At 75.1% G+C, this 17,529-nt stretch carries 16 protein-coding genes; 6 read left to right on the forward strand and 10 right to left on the reverse strand.

What is annotated here, in order from left to right; all coding sequences use genetic code 11:
• Positions 1-7 precede the first annotated feature (7 nt).
• Positions 8-883 carry a purine-nucleoside phosphorylase gene (locus H9657_RS14755; RefSeq protein WP_191784174.1) on the reverse strand — a complete coding sequence of 292 codons (876 nt, stop codon included), beginning with the start codon at positions 881-883 and terminating at the stop codon, positions 8-10.
• A 42-nt stretch (positions 884-925) separates the two neighbouring features.
• On the opposite strand from H9657_RS14755, the gene H9657_RS14760 reads away from it, so the two are divergent.
• Positions 926-2,452 carry an NAD(P)H-quinone dehydrogenase gene (locus H9657_RS14760; RefSeq protein ID WP_318241528.1) on the forward strand — a complete coding sequence of 509 codons (1,527 nt, stop codon included), beginning with the start codon at positions 926-928 and terminating at the stop codon, positions 2,450-2,452.
• A 132-nt stretch (positions 2,453-2,584) separates the two neighbouring features.
• Here the strand turns inward: H9657_RS14760 and H9657_RS14765 are convergent, their stop codons facing one another.
• The 3 genes from H9657_RS14765 to H9657_RS14775 form a co-directional block, all read right to left on the reverse strand.
• Complete coding sequence (locus H9657_RS14765) at positions 2,585-3,067, reverse strand: NUDIX hydrolase (protein ID WP_191784176.1); 483 nt, start codon at positions 3,065-3,067, stop codon at positions 2,585-2,587.
• A 13-nt stretch (positions 3,068-3,080) separates the two neighbouring features.
• Positions 3,081-4,883 carry an ATP-binding protein gene (locus tag H9657_RS14770; protein WP_191784177.1) on the reverse strand — a complete coding sequence of 601 codons (1,803 nt, stop codon included), beginning with the start codon at positions 4,881-4,883 and terminating at the stop codon, positions 3,081-3,083.
• 140 nt (positions 4,884-5,023) lie between these two features.
• The gene (locus H9657_RS14775) at positions 5,024-5,686 is read right to left on the reverse strand and encodes a Maf family protein (RefSeq protein WP_191784178.1); all 663 of its coding nucleotides are present in this window, start codon (positions 5,684-5,686) and stop codon (positions 5,024-5,026) included.
• A 136-nt stretch (positions 5,687-5,822) separates the two neighbouring features.
• Between H9657_RS14775 and H9657_RS14780 the strand changes: the two genes are divergently transcribed.
• Complete coding sequence (locus H9657_RS14780; RefSeq protein WP_318241529.1) at positions 5,823-6,548, forward strand: vitamin K epoxide reductase family protein; 726 nt, start codon at positions 5,823-5,825, stop codon at positions 6,546-6,548.
• A 6-nt stretch (positions 6,549-6,554) separates the two neighbouring features.
• Here H9657_RS14780 and H9657_RS14785 read toward each other — a convergent pair whose 3' ends face one another.
• From H9657_RS14785 to H9657_RS14800, 4 genes are read right to left on the reverse strand one after another with little or no spacing between them, the layout of a single operon-like run.
• On the reverse strand, positions 6,555-8,258 hold the full coding sequence (locus tag H9657_RS14785; RefSeq protein WP_191784180.1) for a DUF885 domain-containing protein: 1,704 nt from the start codon (positions 8,256-8,258) through the stop codon (positions 6,555-6,557).
• 17 nt (positions 8,259-8,275) lie between these two features.
• Positions 8,276-8,530 (reverse strand): acyl-CoA carboxylase subunit epsilon, encoded by a 255-nt coding sequence (locus tag H9657_RS14790; protein ID WP_191784181.1) that lies wholly within the window; start codon positions 8,528-8,530, stop codon positions 8,276-8,278.
• Positions 8,527-9,108, reverse strand: coding sequence for a hypothetical protein (locus H9657_RS14795; protein WP_191784182.1), 582 nt, complete (start codon positions 9,106-9,108; stop codon positions 8,527-8,529). The genes H9657_RS14790 and H9657_RS14795 overlap by 4 nt, the downstream gene beginning before the upstream one ends.
• Before the next feature lie 10 nt (positions 9,109-9,118).
• Complete coding sequence (locus H9657_RS14800) at positions 9,119-10,735, reverse strand: acyl-CoA carboxylase subunit beta (protein WP_191784183.1); 1,617 nt, start codon at positions 10,733-10,735, stop codon at positions 9,119-9,121.
• Positions 10,736-10,877: 142 nt separating this feature from the next.
• Between H9657_RS14800 and H9657_RS14805 the strand changes: the two genes are divergently transcribed.
• From H9657_RS14805 to H9657_RS14815, 3 genes are all read left to right on the forward strand, one after another.
• The gene (locus H9657_RS14805; RefSeq protein ID WP_191784184.1) at positions 10,878-11,747 is read left to right on the forward strand and encodes a biotin--[acetyl-CoA-carboxylase] ligase; all 870 of its coding nucleotides are present in this window, start codon (positions 10,878-10,880) and stop codon (positions 11,745-11,747) included.
• 15 nt (positions 11,748-11,762) lie between these two features.
• On the forward strand, positions 11,763-12,878 hold the full coding sequence (locus H9657_RS14810; RefSeq protein ID WP_191784185.1) for an adenylate/guanylate cyclase domain-containing protein: 1,116 nt from the start codon (positions 11,763-11,765) through the stop codon (positions 12,876-12,878).
• Between the two features lie 137 nt (positions 12,879-13,015).
• The gene (locus H9657_RS14815) at positions 13,016-13,990 is read left to right on the forward strand and encodes a type IV toxin-antitoxin system AbiEi family antitoxin domain-containing protein (protein WP_225215370.1); all 975 of its coding nucleotides are present in this window, start codon (positions 13,016-13,018) and stop codon (positions 13,988-13,990) included.
• 70 nt (positions 13,991-14,060) lie between these two features.
• Here H9657_RS14815 and H9657_RS14820 read toward each other — a convergent pair whose 3' ends face one another.
• The gene (locus H9657_RS14820) at positions 14,061-14,816 is read right to left on the reverse strand and encodes an SOS response-associated peptidase (RefSeq protein ID WP_191784186.1); all 756 of its coding nucleotides are present in this window, start codon (positions 14,814-14,816) and stop codon (positions 14,061-14,063) included.
• A 125-nt stretch (positions 14,817-14,941) separates the two neighbouring features.
• On the opposite strand from H9657_RS14820, the gene H9657_RS14825 reads away from it, so the two are divergent.
• Positions 14,942-16,288, forward strand: coding sequence for a multidrug effflux MFS transporter (locus tag H9657_RS14825; RefSeq protein WP_191784187.1), 1,347 nt, complete (start codon positions 14,942-14,944; stop codon positions 16,286-16,288).
• Between the two features lie 15 nt (positions 16,289-16,303).
• On the opposite strand, the gene H9657_RS14830 is transcribed toward H9657_RS14825, so the two are convergent.
• Positions 16,304-17,512, reverse strand: coding sequence for a pyridoxal phosphate-dependent aminotransferase (locus H9657_RS14830; RefSeq protein WP_191784188.1), 1,209 nt, complete (start codon positions 17,510-17,512; stop codon positions 16,304-16,306).
• Positions 17,513-17,529 lie beyond the last annotated feature (17 nt).

Consider the following 17,529-nt stretch of genomic DNA (forward strand, 5'->3'; position numbering starts at 1 on the left):
GTGCGCCTCACAACCGGCGGACGACCTCCGCGAGCAGCGCGCTGATGCGGGGGCCTGCAGCGCGCCCGGCCTCCAGGACCTCGGCGTGGTCCAGGGGCTCGGTGCCGATGCCGGCCGCGAGGTTGGTGACCAGCGAGATGCCCAGCACCTCCAGCCCCGCGTGCCGCGCGGCGATCGCCTCGAGCGTCGTCGACATGCCGACCAGGTCGCCGCCGAGGCGTCCCGCCATCGCCACCTCGGCGGGAGTCTCGTAGTGCGGCCCGGGGAACTGCACGTACACGCCCTCGTCGAGCGACGCGTCGACCTCGCGGGCCAGCGCGCGCAGGCGCGACGAGTACAGGTCGGTGAGGTCGACGAACGTCGCTCCCTCGAGGGGCGACGTCGCCGTCAGGTTGAGGTGGTCGCGGATGAGGACCGGCGTGCCCGGCCCCCAGGTCGGGTTGAGCCCGCCGCAGCCGTTGGTCAGCACGACCGTCGACGCGCCCGCGGCGGCCGCCGTCCGGACGCCGTGCACGACGCGCCGCACGCCGCGGGCCTCGTACAGGTGGGTGCGCGAGCCGAGGACGAGCGCGTAGCGGTCCGGCCGGTCGCCGTCGCCCGCGATCCGCACCGAGCGCAGCGTGCCGACGTGCCCCGCGACGGCCGGGCGCGAGAAGCCGGGCACGTCGTGGCTGTCGACCTCCGCGACCGTCTCGCCCAGCAGGTCGGCGGCGCCGCTCCACCCCGAGCCGAGGACGAGCGCGACGTCGTGCTTCTCGACCCCCGTGCGGCGGGCGATCACCTCCGCCGCGATGCGCGCGACCTCGAACGGGTCGGTCGTCGGGTGGTCGAGGCTGGGCACGGAGCCGCCGGTCAGGTCACGGGCGGGGGAGACGTCGCTCATGGCAACAGGCTAACCATGCCCGAGCCGGGGCAGGATGGGACCGTGAGCAGCCAGCAGACCGCAGCGACCGCTGACCAGAACCACGTGGCGGCATCGACCGCCGCCTCCACCGTCCGTGAGGCGCCCGACCACCCCGCCGGCGGGCGCGTCGTCGTCGTCGGCGGCGGACCGGGCGGGTACGAGGCGGCGCTCGTCGCACGCCGGCTCGGTGCGCACGTCACGGTGGTCGAGCGCTCCGGCCTGGGCGGTTCGGCCGTCCTCACGGACGTGGTGCCGTCCAAGACCCTCATCGCGACGGCGGAGTGGATGACCATCGCCGACCGGGCCCCCGAGCTGGGCATCCGGCTCGACGCGCTCGCGGACGGCGACGCCGTCGCCGGGGACGCGCCCGCCGCGGCGGTGCTGCGCCACCGCATCGACGTGCCGGCGGTGAACGCGCGCGTCAAGGCGCTCGTGTCGGCGCAGTCCGCGGACATCCGGGGCCGGCTCGAGCGCGAGGGTGTCGACGTCGTCACCGGCACGGGGCGCCTCGTCGACGCCGAGCACGTGGCGGTCACGGAGGCCGACGGCCGCGAGCGCGTCCTGGACGCCGACGTCGTCCTGGTCGCGACCGGTGCGACGCCGCGCGTGCTGCCCGACGCGCGCCCCGACGGCGAGCGCATCCTCACGTGGACCCAGATGTACAACCTCACCGAGCTGCCGCAGCGCCTGATCGTCGTCGGGTCGGGTGTCACCGGTGCCGAGTTCGCGGGCGCGTACACGTCGCTCGGCGCGGACGTCGTGCTGGTCTCCAGCCGGGACCGCGTGCTGCCCGGCGAGGACGCGGACGCGGCCGAGCTCATCGAGCGGATCTTCCGGCAGCGCGGCATGACGGTCATGTCGCGCTCGCGCGCGTCCGCCGCGCGGCGCACCGCCGACGGCGTGGTCGTGACCCTGGAGGACGGCCGCACGGTCGAGGGGTCCCACGTGCTGTTCGCGGTCGGGTCCGTGCCGACCACGCGCGACCTGGGCCTCGAGGAGGCGGGCGTGCGGCTGACGCCGTCCGGGCACGTCGAGGTGGACAAGGTCTCGCGCACCAACGTGCGCGGCGTGTACGCCGCGGGGGACTGCACGGGGGTGCTGCCGCTCGCGTCGGTGGCCGCGACGCAGGGCCGCATCGCCATGTCCCACGCGCTCGGCGACGCCGTGCGGCCGCTGTCGCTGCGTGGCATCTCGGCGAACATCTTCACGGCGCCCGAGATCGCGACCGTCGGCCTGTCCGAGACGCGGCTGCAGCAGATGGACGCGCACTACCGCACGAGCATGCTGCCGCTGTCGCGCAACCCGCGCGCCAAGATGCTCGGCGTCCGGGACGGGTTCATCAAGATCTTCGCGCACTCCGGCACGGGCACCGTGCTGGGGGCGGTCGTCGTGGGCCCGCGGGCCAGCGAGTCGATCTTCCCGCTCACGCTCGCGGTCACGCACCGGCTCACGGCCGACGAGGTCGCCGAGGCGTCGACGGTGTACCCGTCGATGTCCGGGACGATCGGCGAGGTCGCGCGCATGCTCCACCAGCGCAGCGAGGACTGACGCTCCCTCTGCCAACGGCCGTGACCCGTGCCCCGTGCCCCGTGACCCGTGACCCGTGACCCGATGCTCGCGGGCGGGGTTCGGGACGTCAGGTGACCCGGACCCCGCCCACCAGCCGTCCGGGTGGGCGGGTCACGTGTCCAGGCGCGCGCGCAGGGCGGGCCACGCGTCGGCGAACGCCGGGAGCAGGGGCAGCTGCGGGACCTCGTCGAGCGCGACCCAGGCCACCTCGATGCTCTCGGCGTCGGTCGCGGCGGGTGCGAACGGCACCACGGCGTCCGCGAGGACGGTCGTGTACGACCAGTCGGGGTGGGTCAGCACGTGCTCGCCGCGCACGGCGAGGGCCGCGGCGTCGACGCCCGCCTCCTCGTGAGCCTCCCGCAACGCGGCCTGCACCGCGGTCTCGTCGGGCTCGCGCGCCCCGCCCGGCAGGCCCCACGTGCCGCCGTGGTCGCTCCACGTCGCGCGGTGCTGCAGCACGACGTCCGTCGCGCGGCCGGCGGCGTCGCGACGCACGAGCAGCAGCCCGGCGGCCCCGTGCAGCCCCCAGTGCCGCTGACCGCAGGCGCACGGGACCCAGCCGTCCCCGGGACGGCGCTGCGCTCCGCTGGTCACGGCCGGCCCGCGGTCAGCCGACGATGTCGCAGATCGCGCCGCCCGCGGTGACGCTCGACCCGACGGCCGCCGTGAGCGACTGCACGGTGCCGGCGCGGTGCGCGACGAGCGGCTGCTCCATCTTCATGGCCTCCAGCACGACCACCAGGTCGCCCTCGGCGACGACGGCGCCCTCGGCGACCGCGACCTTGACGATCGTGCCCTGCATGGGCGACGACAGGACCGTGCCGTTCGAGCCGCCCGTGCGTGCGGCGCGGGCGCGCGGTGCACGACGGGGTGCCGCACCCTGACGTCCGCCCCCGAGGCGCCCCGCTCCCGCCGACCCGCGCCCCAGTCCGAGCGCGGCGGGCAGCACGACCTCGAGGCGCTTGCCGCCCACCTCGACGACGACCCGCTCGAGCGCGCCGTCGGGCAGCTGCTCCTCGTCGTGCGACGGTCCCGGCGTGCCGCCGAGGCCCGCGACGGTCTCGGCGAACTCGGTCTCGATCCACCGGGTGTGGACCGTGAACGGCTGCGCGTCGTCGGCCGGGACGAACGCCTCGGCGTCGAGCACCGCACGGTGGAACGGCACGACGGTCGGGATGCCCACGACCTCGAGCTCGGCCAGCGCGCGGCGTGCGCGCTCGACGGCCTGCCGGCGCGTCGCGCCCGTGACGATGACCTTCGCGATCATCGAGTCGAACATGCCGGACACCGTGTCGCCCTCGACGACGCCCGAGTCGACGCGGACGCCCGGCCCGGACGGGAAGCGCAGGCGGCTGATGCGGCCCGGCGCGGGCAGGAAGCCCGCGGCCGGGTCCTCGCCGTTGATGCGGAACTCGATCGAGTGCCCGCGCGTGGCGACCTCGGTGTATCCCAGGGGCTCGCCCGCGGCGATGCGCAGCTGCTCGCGCACGAGGTCGATGCCGCTGATCTCCTCGGAGACCGGGTGCTCGACCTGCAGGCGCGTGTTGACCTCGAGGAACGAGACCGTGCCGTCCTGCCCGACGAGGAACTCGCAGGTCCCGGCGCCGACGTAGCCGGCCTCCCGCAGGATCGCCTGCGACGCGGTGACCAGGGCGGCGTTCTGCTCGTCGCTCAGGTACGGCGCGGGCGCCTCCTCGACGAGCTTCTGGTGACGGCGCTGCAGCGAGCAGTCGCGGGTCGAGACGACGACGACCGTGCCGTGCGCGTCGGCCAGGCACTGCGTCTCGACGTGGCGCGGACGGTCGAGGTACCGCTCGACGAAGCACTCGCCGCGCCCGAACGCCGCGACGGCCTCGCGGACGGCGGACTCGTACATCTCGTCGATCTCGTCGGCCTCGCGGGCGACCTTCAGCCCACGGCCGCCACCGCCGAACGCGGCCTTGATGGCGATGGGGAGCCCGTGCTCGGCGGCGAAGGCGTGGATCTCGGCCACGTCGGTGACGGGGTCCGGGGTGCCGGCGACCAGCGGGGCGCCGGCACGCTGCGCGATGTGCCGCGCGCTGACCTTGTCGCCCAGCGCCTCGATCGCCGCGGGCGGCGGCCCGACCCACACGAGGCCCGCGTCGATGACGGCCTGCGCGAACTGCGCGTTCTCGGCGAGAAAGCCGTAGCCCGGGTGCACCGCGTCGGCTCCCGAGCGGCGCGCGACGTCGAGGAGCTTGGGGATGTCGAGGTACGTCTCGGCGGCACGGGCGCCGTCGAGCGCGTACGCCTCGTCCGCGACGTGCACGTGCAGGGCGTCCCGGTCGGTGTCCGAGTACACGGCGACGGACGCGACTCCGGCGTCGCGGCAGGCACGGGCGATGCGGACGGCGATCTCACCGCGGTTCGCGACAAGGACCTTGGTCATGGGAGGCACGGCTCACCGTAGCGCGCGAGCGTCGCGCGCCCGCGCTGCGACCCTGGCGTCGCCGCAAGACTGAGGCATTCCTCAACCGGCCGCCGTCGCCTCTTGTAGGAATCCACCAGAGCGGGCGTGCGCCCCACGCGTCAGCGACGCCAGAGGTCCGGGACCGTCAGGTCGATGTCCGCCAGCAGGTGGCGCAGCAGCGGCAGGCTGACGCCGACGACGTTGTGGTGGTCGCCCTCGATGCGCTCGACGAACGGGCCGCCCAGCCCGTCGATCGTGAACGCGCCCGCCACCGCGAGCGGCTCGCGCGTGGCGACGTACGCGGCGACCTCGTCGTCGGACAGGTCCGCGAAGTGCACGACCGTCGACGCGGTCGCACCGAGCGTCGCGCGCGTCCCGCCGTCGGACGGGTCCCGCTCGTCGACCAGCCAGTGGCCGGTGTGCAGGACGCCTGAGCGTCCCCGCATGGCGCGCCACCGGGCCAGCGCGTCGTCGGCGTCGCTCGGCTTGCCGAGCACCTCGCCGTCGAGCTCGAGCATCGAGTCGCAGCCGAGGACCACGACGTCGTCGTCGTCCCAGCCCTCGACCTCGACGTCGTCGAGGCGGCGAGCGACGTCCTCCGCCTTGGCCTGTGCCAGCACGAGGACCGCGTCGGCCGGCTCGAGGGCGCCGAAGCGCTCGCGCGCGGCCGCGAGGACGGCGTCCTCGTCGACGGCCGAGACGGCCACGAGGGGCGCGAGCCCGGCGGCGGTGAGCGTCGCGCGGCGGGCGGGGGAGGCGGAGGCGAGCAGGAGCCGGGTCACGCGCCGACCCTAGTCGTCCTGCGCGCCCGGGTCGTGACCAGGGGCGGGCCGCGGGTCACGGGACGTCGGACCTGCCGCACTCACAGCGGGACAGGGCACAATGGCGCGTCCGAGGAGCAGGGGCGAGGAGGCCGCGGTGAACGAGACCACCCAGGACGTGGGCGACGGCGAGCTGGTCGGCGTCGCCGACGAGCACGACGACGCGCTCGTCGCACTGCCGGGCGACCTCGACGACGACCCCGACCTGCTGGGGCCGGCGCCGCTGCCGTGGCGCCGGCGGACCGCGATCGAGATGGTCGTCTCGGGTCTCATCGGGCTGTACACGTCGTTCGTGCTGTCGATCGAGGCGATCCACGTCGCGGTGGCGAACGCCACCAACACGACCGCGTCGGCGAGCTGCGACCTCAACGCGTTCATCTCCTGCAGCGCCGTCGCGGACACCTGGCAGGCGCAGCTGCTGGGGTTCCCCAACGCCTTCCTCGGCATCGCGGCGGAGGCCATCGTCATCACGGTCGCGATCGCGATGCTCGGCGGCGTGGTCTTCCCTCGCTGGTTCATGCTCAGCGCCCAGGCGGTCTACACCGCGGGCCTGGTGTTCGCCTGGTGGCTGTTCCAGCAGTCGTTCTTCGAGATCGGCGCGCTGTGCCCGTGGTGCCTGCTCATCACGGTGACGACGACGCTCGTCTGGGCGGGTCTGACCCGCATCAACGTGCGCGACGGGCACCTGCGGCTGCCCGGGCGCTGGGGGCCGTGGGCGCGGCGGTTCGTCGCGTCCGGCAACGACTGGTTCGTCACCGTCGCGGTGCTCGTGCTCTTCGCGGCGGTCGTCTTCGCCAAGTACGGCTGGACGCTGCTGGTCTGACGGCGCTCAGCCGGCGAGCGCGTCCGGCAGCACCGCGAGCGGGACGGAACCGAGCGCGAGCGCGCGGGCGTGGAAGTCGCGCAGGTCGAAGAGCTGGCCGCGGTCCGCCGCGGCGGTGCGCGCCGCGTCCCGCGCCTGCTCCCAGAGGCGCTGCCCGACCTTGTACGACGGCGCCTGCCCCGGCCAGCCGAGGTAGCGCGTGAACTCGAAGCGCACGAACGCGTCCGACATGTTGACGTTGGCCCGCAGGAAGTCCCACCCGGACTCGGGCGTCCACGCCCCGCCGACCTCGGCCGGGGCGGGCAGGCCCAGGTGCATGCCCAGGTCGAACACCACGCGCGCGGCGCGCAGCCGCTGCCCGTCGAGCATGCCGAGGCGGTCGCCCGGGTCGTCGAGGAAGCCCAGGTCGGCCATGAGCCGCTCGGCGTACAGCGCCCAGCCCTCGCCGTGGCCCGACGTCCACGCCGCGAGGCGACGCCACGAGTTGAGCGTCGCGCGCTCGAACACCGCCTGGGCGATCTGCAGGTGGTGACCGGGGACGCCCTCGTGGTAGACGGTCGTGCGCTCGCGCCACGTCGAGAAGGACGTGACGCCCTCGGGCACCGACCACCACATCCGGCCCGGGCGGCTGAAGTCGTCGCTCGGGCCCGTGTAGTAGATCGCGCCCGTGTGGGACGGTGCGATGCGGCACTCGAGGGTCCGTACCGGTGCCGGGATGTCGAAGTGCGTGCCGTCGAGCGCCTCGATCGCGGCGTCCGACGTCGCCTGCATCCACGCCCGCAGCGACTCGGTGTCGGGCAGCTGCCGTGCCGGGTCGTCGTCGAGCAGCGCGACCGCCTGCTCGACGGTCGCACCCGGCCCGGCCACCTGCGCCGCGACCTGCGCCTGCTCCGCCTGCACGCGGGCCAGCTCCTCGAGGCCCCACGCGTACGTCTCGTCGAGGTCCAGGACCGCGCCGACGTGGTGCCTGGACCACAGCGCGTAGCGCTCGCGCCCGACCGCGTCGGCCTGCGGCGCCTGCGGCGCGAGCTCGTCGGCCAGGACGCGTGCCAGGTCCGCGTAGGCCTCGCGCGCCACACCCGCGGCGCGCTCGAGGTCGACACGCAGCGGGTGGTCGTCGCCCAGCACGCGGCGCGCGTCGGCGCCCTGGACGAGGCGCGTGAACGCGGACCGCTGCGGGTCGGCGACCTCCCGGGCCTGCTCGACCACGGCGGCCACCTGCCGGACGGCGGCGACGTCACCGCGCGCGGCGGCCGACCGGAGCGACGCGACGTACGACGACATGGCGGCGGGCACGGCCGCGAGCCGCGCGGCGATGTCGTCCCACGCCTGCTCGGTGTCGGTGGCCATGAGGTCGAACGTCTCGACGACCTGCTGCGAGGGCGAGGAGATGTTGTTGAGCAGGCGCGCGGTCTCGCCGGCGTCGTGCAGGTCGATCTCGGTCCCGAGCGCGTACCGCATCGACGCGGCCGTCACCTCGTCGACCGCGTCCGCCGGCGCGAGCCCCTCGATCGCGAGCAGCGCGGAGCGTGCGGCCGCAGCCCGCTCCGCCGCCGCGTCGGGGGAGAAGTCCGTCATCTCGCGCTCGTGGCCGACGACGCCCAGGTAGGTCGCACCCACGGGGTGCAGCCGGGCGAGCGTGGTCACGTACGCGTCCGCGACGGCGTCGACGGGGCTGACGGGACGGGGGGATGCCGAGGAGGACGTCACCCCCCGCACCCTATGCGTCAGACGCGCAGGCTCCACCGCCACGCGTCGGGTCCGTGCGCCGGCACGGCCGCGCCGCGCAGGCGCCCGGGTGCCATCCACCGGGCCCGCGCGGCCCGCGCGGGCACGTCGGCGTCCTCGTCCTGCGGGTCGTGGCCCGCCGCGGTCGCGACGAGCCCGGCGACCAGCGCGGCGAGCTCGTCGTCGTCCGGGGCCCCCCGCACGACGTGGACGTGGGCCTCGGCCCGTGCGACGTCCTGCGGCTCGGCGGTCACAGGTCCTCCTCGTCGCCCTCGTCGTCCTCGTCGTCGAGCAGCACCGGGGCACCGCGGCCCGCGCCCCACTCGCCGACGACGTACCCGCGCTCCGTGAGCGTGTGCGCGATCTGCGCGCCGCCGTCGTCGACGAGGTCGATGACCGCGTCGAGGGTGAGGTCGCTGACCGTGGGGGGCAGCTCGACGACGAACCCGAGGTGGAACGTGTCGTGGTCGCCCGGCTCGACGGGGACGTCGACGTCCGTGTCGCCGTCGTCCCACGTCATGCCCGTGAGGTCCGCGTGCAGACCGAGGCGCGCGTGCAGCAGGTCGTACAGCTGCGCGTTCAGCGTGCCGACCCGCCCCTCGAGCGCCAGCACCCGCGGGTCCTCGTCGGCCTCGCGCGCGCCGAACTCCGCACGCACGCCCACCGCCGTCTCGACGTACGCGTGCAGCGCCGCCGCCAGCTCGTCGACCGTGCGGTGCAGCTCGCCCGCGTCGACGCCGCTGAGCGGCTCGCGCCCGTGCGACGCGGGGTCGTGCTCGTCGGGGTGGCCGTGACCGTGGCCCTCGTGCTCGTCGTGGCCGCCGTCGTTCATGACTGACTCCTCACAGCGGGATGTTCCCGTGCTTCTTGGGTGGCAGGCTCGCACGCTTGCTGCGCAGCAGGCGCAGCGCGCGGACGATCTGCGCGCGGGTCTCGGACGGCTCGATGACGTCGTCGACGTAGCCGCGCTCGGCAGCGTCCCACGGGTTGACGATCGCGTCCTCGTACTCGGACGTCAGGCGGCGGCGCTCGGACTCGACGTCGCCACCCGCGTCGGCGACCGTCCGCAGCGCGCCGCGCTGCAGGATGTTGACGGCGCCACCGGCACCCATCACGGCGATCTGCGCGGTCGGCCAGGCGAGGTTGACGTCGGCACCGAGCTGCTTGGAGCCCATGACGATGTACGCGCCCCCGTAGGCCTTGCGCGTGATGACCGTGACGAGCGGGACCGTGGCCTCCGCGTAGGCGTAGATGAGCTTGGCGCCGCGCCGGATGATGCCGTTCCACTCCTGGTCCGTGCCGGGCAGGAAGCCGGGCACGTCGACGAACGTCAGCACCGGGATGCCGAACGCGTCGCACGTGCGCACGAACCGCGCGGCCTTCTCCGCGGCGTTGATGTCCAGCGTCCCCGCCATCTGCATCGGCTGGTTGGCGACGATGCCGACCGGGTGCCCCTCGACGTGCCCGAAGCCGATCACGACGTTCTGGGCGTACAGCGACTGCACCTCGAGGAAGCTGCCGTCGTCCAGGACGGTCTCGAGCACCGTGTGCATGTCGTACGGCTGGTTGTCGGAGTCGGGCACGAGCGTGTCGAGCACGCGGTCGTCGTCCGTCACCTCGAGGTCCGCCTCGTGCCCGTACGCGGGCGGGTCGGCGAGGTTGTTGGTCGGCAGGTACGCCAGCAGCGTGCGGACCCAGTCGATCGCGTCGTCCTCGTCGGACGCCATGTAGTGCGCGACGCCCGAGCGCGTCGAGTGCGTCGTCGCGCCGCCCAGCTCCTCGAAGCCGACGTCCTCGCCCGTCACCGCGCGGATCACGTCGGGGCCCGTGATGAACATGTTGGACGTGCCGTCGGCCATGACGATGAAGTCCGTCAGGGCGGGGGAGTAGACCGCACCGCCCGCCGACGGGCCCAGGATGAGGCTGATCTGCGGGATCACGCCCGAGGCGGCGACGTTGCGCCGGAAGATCTCCGCGAACTGCGTGAGGCCCGCGACCCCCTCCTGGATGCGCGCGCCGCCGCCGTCGCTGATGCCGACCAGCGGCACCCCGGTGCGCAGCGCGAGGTCCATCACCTTGGTGATCTTCTGGCCGTGCACCTCGCCCAGCGACCCGCCGAAGACGGTGAAGTCCTGCGAGTACACGCACACCGGGCGGCCGTCGACCGTGCCGTGCCCGACGACCACGCCGTCGCCCGCGATGCGCTTCTTCTCGAGGCCGAAGTTGGTCGAGCGGTGCCGCACGAACGCGTCGAGCTCGACGAACGAGCCCGGGTCGAGCAGCGCCTCGATGCGCTCACGGGCCGTCTTCTTGCCGCGCGCGTGCTGCTTGACGAGGGCGTTCTCCTCCGCGACGTCGACGGCCGCGGCTCGCCGCGCCCGCAGGTCCTCGAGGAGCCCGGCGGTCGTGCGGGCGGGTGCGGTCGGGACGCTGAGCGCGCCGGGGTCGTCCTGGGTCACCCGACGAAGGCTAGTTGTGCCCGTCCACCCGCAGCGTGCACCCCGCCGACCGTGTTGCCCGGGAGCGGCTGTGGAGACCCGACAAGAACGGTCCGGGGCGTTGGTGCCGCACCGCCGACCGGTGCTGCGCGATGATGGCCCGATGACCGTGCGCCCGCCCCTCGAGGTCGACACGCTGCGCGAGCTGCTGCTCGCACCCGCGGGACCGCTCGCACGGCTCGACGTGGTCGAGGAGACCGCGTCGACCAACGACGTCGTCCTCGCCGGCCTGCGGGTCGCGCCTGACACGTGGCCCCACGCCAGCCTCCTCGTCGCCGAGCACCAGACCGCGGGGCACGGTCGCGCGGGACGCACGTGGACCACGCCGTCCCGGTCGTCGCTGACGTGCACCTTCGTCGCCCGCCCGCGGTCGGGGCCGGCGACGTACGCGTGGCTCCCGCTGCTGGCCGGGCTGGGCGCCGTGCGCGCCCTGCGCGCCACCGCGGGCGTCCCGGCCGTCCTCAAGTGGCCCAACGACGTGCTCGTCGACCTGGGCGACGAGGTCGAGCACCTCGACGGGTGGGGGACCGCCCGCAAGGTCGCGGGCATCCTCGCCCAGGTGGTGCCGGAGGTGCCGGCCGTCGCGGTCGGCATCGGCGTCAACGTCGACCAGCGGCCCGACGAGCTGCCGGTGCCGTGGGCGACGTCGCTCGCGATCGCCGGTGCCCGGGCGGCGGACCGTGCGAACGTCCTCGTCGCGCTGGTCCGGGCGCTCGACGAGGTCGCGCAGCGCTGGACCGAGCACCAGGGCGACGCGGTCGCTGCAGGGCTGCTCGACGAGGTGGCGTCGGTGTGCGCGACCCTCGGGAAGCGGGTGAGCGTCGAGCTGCCGGGCGGCGCCGCGCTGGTCGGGACCGCGACGGAGCTGGGAGCCGACGGCGCGCTCGTCGTGCGGTCCGACGACGGCGCGACGCACCGCGTGCTGGCCGGCGACGTCACGCACGTGCGGGTGACCGGCGGCACAGCCTCGTGAACTAGGCTGATTCCCGTGCCGGAAGGTCGGGGACAGGACACGGGGACGGCGGGCGCCGACCCCGTCCCGGCGCCCCCGGAGGCACCGGCCGGCGGCTCCACGGACGCCCTCGACGAGCTGCTGCTCGGCGGCCCCCGGACGCTCAGCGCGCGGGACCTGGCGGACCGTACGGGGTTGGACCTCGACACCGTGCGCGACTTCTGGCGGACCCTCGGCCTGCCGAGCCTCGGCGACGACGAGGTCATGTTCACCGAGCGTGACGCGCGCGCCCTGGCGATGGCGCAGGAGCTCGTCGTCGTGCACGGCCTGGCGCTGAGCACGGTCGTCACGGTGATCCGCGCGCTCGGGCACACGTCGGACCGGCTCGCGCTGTGGCAGGTCGAGGCCCTCGTCGAGGACATGGCGACGCGGTACGAGCTCGACGACACCTCCGCGCGGCTGCTGGTCCTCGACCGTCTGCGTGACCTCGCGCCCCTGCTCGAGCAGCAGCTCCTGCACTCCTACCGGCGCCAGCTCGCGGCCGTCGCCGACCGCTACGCCGCCGAGTTCGGCCACCTGCGCGACGTCGCGGTGGACGGCAGCATGCTGCCGCTCGCGCGTGCCGTCGGGTTCGCCGACATGGTGTCGTTCACGCGTCGCACGGCCGGCCTGGGGTCGACGGACCTGTCGCTGTTCGTCCAGCGGTTCGAGACCGCGGCACGGGACGTGGTCGTCAACGCGGGTGGACGCGTCGTCAAGACCATCGGCGACGCGGTGCTGTTCATCGCGGACTCCCCGGGCGCGGGCGCGGCCATCGCGATCGGGCTCGCCGACGCGTTCGGGACGTCGCTCGACGTCGAGGCGGCGCGCGGCGCCGGAGGGCTCGCCGAGGGCGCCCGCGGCGTGACACCCGTGCGGGTCGGACTCGTCTGGGGTCGCGTGCTGTCCCGGTTCGGCGACGTCTTCGGCCCGAGCGTCAACCTGGCCGCGCGCCTCACCGACGTCGCGGACCCCAGCACGGTCCTGGTCGACGCGGTCACCGCCCAGGTGCTGTCCGGCGACCCCCGCTTCCGGCTGACCGCGCAGCCGCCGCGCGACCTGGCCGGCGTCGGCGAGGTCCTGCCGTACCGCCTGGAGTCGGCCGCCCGCTGACCGTCACCGCGCTCGCGGGCGGGCACGGGGTCGCCCGGTGTCCCCGACCCCGCCCGCGAGCGGGTTCCGGACAAGGGTTCTCCACAGGTCGGGCGGGGCCGGCCCGGTGGGTGCGAGTGCGTGGCACGCTCGCCGGCATGGTCCGACCGCCCGCGCCGCGCCCGGTGCTGCTCGCCGACGTCGTCGCGCTGCCCGAGCCTGTGCGCTCCGTGGTGCTGCGGCAGGAGGGCGTCGCGAGCGTCGCGCAGCTGCAGAGCGCGGGGACGCCGCGGCGGACGGTGGCACGCCGCGTGGCGGACGGGCGCTGGCAGCGGGCGTACCGAGGGGTCGTCGTGCTGCAGTCCGGCACGGTCGCGTGGCGCCAGCAGGCGCACGCCGCGGTCCTCGCGGCGGGTCGCGGCGCCGCGCTGTCGCACGCGTCGGCGGGCTACCTGCACGGGCTGCTCCGCGACCCCGGGCCTGACCTCGTCGTGAGCGTGCCGCGGCCGCGCACGGTCGACCCGCAGACCGGTCTCGTCGTGCACCGACGTCGGACCATGCCGCACGCCGCCGGCCGGCTGCGTACGGTCGACATGGCCGAGACGGTGCTCGACCTGCTCGGCGAGGCCGCGGACGACGACGCCGCGGTCGCCGTGGTCACGGAGGCGGTGCGTGCGGGTGCGAGCTCGGCGAGGGTCCTCCTGCGGGCGGCCGAGCGCCGTGCCCTGCCTCACCGCGAGCTGCTGCGCGCGGTGCTCGCGGACCCGACGCTCGGCATCGAGTCACCGCTCGAGCACCGCTACGTGCGTGACGTCGAGCGCGCGCACCGGCTGCCGCGCACGGTCGGTCAGGTCCGGCAGCGCGTGGCGGGCGGGTGGATCCGCGCCGACCGCGTGCACCCGGGGATGCGTGTGCGCGTCGAGCTCGACGGGCGGCTCGCGCACCCCGGGGGGACGACCGACCGGGACGTGTGGCGGGACAACGCGGTGCTGCTCGAGCACGACGACCTCACGCTGCGCTACCGCTGGTCCCACGTGGCCGGTGGTCCGTGCCATGTCGCGGTCCAGGTCGCGCAGGCCCTGACGCGTGCCGGCCACCCCACCACCGCGGACCGCTGCCCGCGCTGCGCGTGACCGCCGCCACGGAAGGCGTGGCGGGCGGGGTCCGGGTCGCCCTGCGTCCCCGACCCCACCCGCGACGGGCTCACGTCGTGAGGTCGGGGCCTGTCGGGGTGATGAGGGACGGGCCGTTGTTGGCCACCGCGTTGACGCCGGTCGACACCGGTGTCGCCCGCAGGGGCGGGGGAGGCACGTCGAGGAGCTCGCGGGCGCCGTCGACCCCGACCGCCGGGTCCAGCCAGGCGGACCACGCGTCGGGCGGCAGGACGAGCGGCTGCCGGTCGTGGATCGCGGCCATCGCCTCGGTGGCCGGGCGCGTCACGATCGTCACCGAGACCAGCCACCGGTCGGGGTCGTCGTCGGCCCTCGTCGGGTCGCGCCAGAACTCGTACAGGCCGGCGAGAGCGGCGACCGAGCCGTCCTGCGGGTGGATCCAGAACGGCTGCTTGGGCGCCTTGCGGCCGCGCGGCGAGCCGGCGGGCGGCTCGGGACCGGCCTGCCACTCGTAGTAGCCGTCCGCCGGGAGGAGCGCGCGGCGCGCCGCCAGCGGCTTGGCGAACGCCGGCTTGTCGGCCAGCGTCTCGACGCGGGCGTTGATCATGCGGCTGCCGATCGACGGGTCCTTGGCCCACGAGGGCACCAGGCCCCACCGGGCGACGCGCAGCTGGCGCGTGATCTCGCCCGTCGCACGGTCCGCGCGCTCGACGACCATCCGGACGCCGTCCGTCGGCGCGACGTTCCACGACGGCGGCAGCAGCCGCACGTCGTCCGCGACGGTCGCCACCGCGAACTCGTCGGCGATCGCCTGGTCCTCCCGGAAGGACGCGTACCTGCCGCACATGCTGGTCAGCCTGCCACCGGGCACCGACACGCGCACCGCGGGCCCGCGGTGCCCCCGGACCCACGGCCGCCCGCGTCGTCGAATCGATTCGTGCACCGTGGCCCACGGTGCGACCATGGAGAGCGATGCACTCGTCCCGCCCTCGCGCCACCGCCCCCGGCTCCTCGCCGGCCACCGCCGCCGGCCCCTCGTCCGCTGCGCCGGGCTCTCCCGGCTCCCCGGTCACCGGCCCCCCGGGGTCCGGTGCCGCACCGCCGGACGACGCGACCCCCCACCGCCCCGACGCGCGGTACGTGCTCCTGCTCGGCACGATGTGCGCGCTGCCCGCGGTGTCGACGGACATCTACCTGCCCTCGCTGCCGGACGTCGCGCGCGACCTCGGCACGTCGGCCGCGGCCGCGCAGCTGACGATGACCGGCATGCTCGTCGGTGGCGCGGTCGGGCAGCTCGTCATCGGGCCGCTGTCCGACCGGTTCGGGCGCCGTGCCCCGGTGCTCGTCGGCGTCGCGATGCACGTCGTGGTGTCGCTGCTCTGCGCGATCGCCCCCGCGATCGTGCCGCTGGTCGCGCTGCGCGTGGCGCAGGGCTTCTTCAACGCGTCGGCGACGGTCGTCGCGATGGCGCTGATCCGCGACCGCTTCACGGGTTCCGACGCGTCGCGGATGATGTCGCGGCTCATGCTCGTGATCGGTGTCGCGCCGCTGTTCGCACCCTCCATCGGCGGGCTCATCGCGGGGCAGTGGGGCTGGCGAGCCGTGTTCGTGGTCCTCGCGCTCTTCGGCGTGGCGCTGTGGGTCGTCGTCCTGCTGCGCATGCCCGAGACGCTGCCGCCCGAGCGGCGGCGGACCGGGGGCGTGCGCACCGCGCTGTCCGGGTACGCGCGGCTGCTGCGGGACCGCCACTTCGTCGCGCTCGCGGTGCTGCCGGGACTGACCATGGCCGTGCTCATGACCTACGTCGTGGCCTCGCCGTTCGTGCTGCAGGTCGGGTACGGCCTGACGGGCCACCAGTTCGCGCTGCTGTTCGCCGTCAACGGCGCGGGCCTCGTCCTCGGTGCGCAGATCAACGCGGCGATCGTGCGTCGCGTCGCACCCATCCGGATCCTGCGGGTGGCCATGGTGCTCACGGTCGTGCTCACCGGGGTCCTGCTCGTGCTCGCGCTGACCGGCGCGGGGGGCCTGTGGGCCCTGCTCGTGGTCCTGTGGCTGGTGCTCGCGCTCGTCAACTTCGCGCCGCCGAACGCGTCGGCCATCGCCCTGGGACGCCACGGCGCGATGGCCGGCACCGCGGCGGCGGTCATCGGTGCGCTGCAGGCCGGGACCGGCGGCGTCGTGGCGAACCTGTCCGGCGTCCTGGGCGGCGGCGCGGTCGCGATGGCCGCGGTCATGCTCGGGGCGGCCGTCGTGGGCCTGGCCGTGCTCGCGCTGGCCACACCGGCGTTCCGGCGCGGCGGTGCGTGGCAGCTGGCCTGACGCCCGGCGGGTGCGTCAGCCGAACGCGGCGCGCAGCCGGGCGACCGCCTCCTCCAGCACGTCCCGGCGCTTGACGAACGTGAAGCGCACCCACGTGCGCAGCGCTTCGTGGGTGGGGGAGCCCTCCCGCGTGAACGCGCTCACGGGGACGCCGACGACGCCCGCGCGCTGCGGGAGGTCGCGGCAGAACGCCATGCCGTCCACGGCCCCGAGCGGTGCGGCGTCGGCGAGCACGAAGTACGTCCCGTCGGGCCGGACGACGTCGAAGCCGGCGTCGCGCAGGCCGTCGCAGAGCAGGTCGCGCCGCTCGGCGAGCGACGTCACGAGCCCGTCGACCCACGCCAGCGCCTCCGGGTCCGTCAGCGCGTGCGCGACCGCCGGCTGGAACGGTGCGCCCGAGACGTACGTGAGGAACTGCTTGACCGTCCGCACGGCCGCGACCAGCTCCGCGGGCCCGGTGACCCAGCCGATCTTCCAGCCGGTGAACGAGAACGTCTTGCCGCTCGACGAGACCGTCAGCGTCCGGCCGGCCATGCCCGGCAGCGTCGCGACGGGCACGTGCTCGACGCCGAAGACCAGGTGCTCGTAGACCTCGTCGGTCACCACGAGCAGGTCGTGCGCACGGGCGACGCGCGCAACGGCCTCGAGCTCCGCGCGCCGCAGCACGGCACCCGTCGGGTTGTGGGGCGAGTTGAGGAGCAGCAGGCGCGTGCGCGGGGTCACGGCGCGTTCGAGCGCCTCGACGTCCAGGAGGAAGCCGTCGGGCGTCGGGCGCAGCGGTGCGGTCGTGTGCGTGGCGCCCGCCATCGCGATCACCGCCGCGTACGAGTCGTAGTACGGCTCGAGCGTGAGGACCTCGTCACCGGGGCCCGTCAGGGCGAGCACGGCCGCGGCCAGCGCCTCGGTCGCGCCCGTCGTGACGAGCACCTCGGTGTCCGGGTCGACCTCGAAGCCGTAGCGGGTGCGCTGGTGGGCGGCGACCGCCGCACGCAGCGCCGGCGTGCCCGGCCCCGGCGGGTACTGGTTGACGCCGGCGAGGATCGCGTCGGACGCGGCACGCGCGACCGTCTGCGGCCCGTCGACGTCGGGGAACCCCTGCCCGAGGTTGACCGCGCCCGTGCGGGTCGCGAGCGCGGACATCTCGGCGAAGATCGTCGCGCGCGCGGAGCCGTCCGCCTCCAGCAGCCCCGCCGCTGCCGCCACCTGCTGCCACCTGCTGGTCACGCGGCGAGCATAGGGTC

Source organism: Cellulomonas avistercoris, from assembly GCF_014836445.1.
In the GTDB taxonomy this organism is placed as follows: Bacteria; Actinomycetota; Actinomycetes; order Actinomycetales; family Cellulomonadaceae; genus Cellulomonas; species Cellulomonas avistercoris.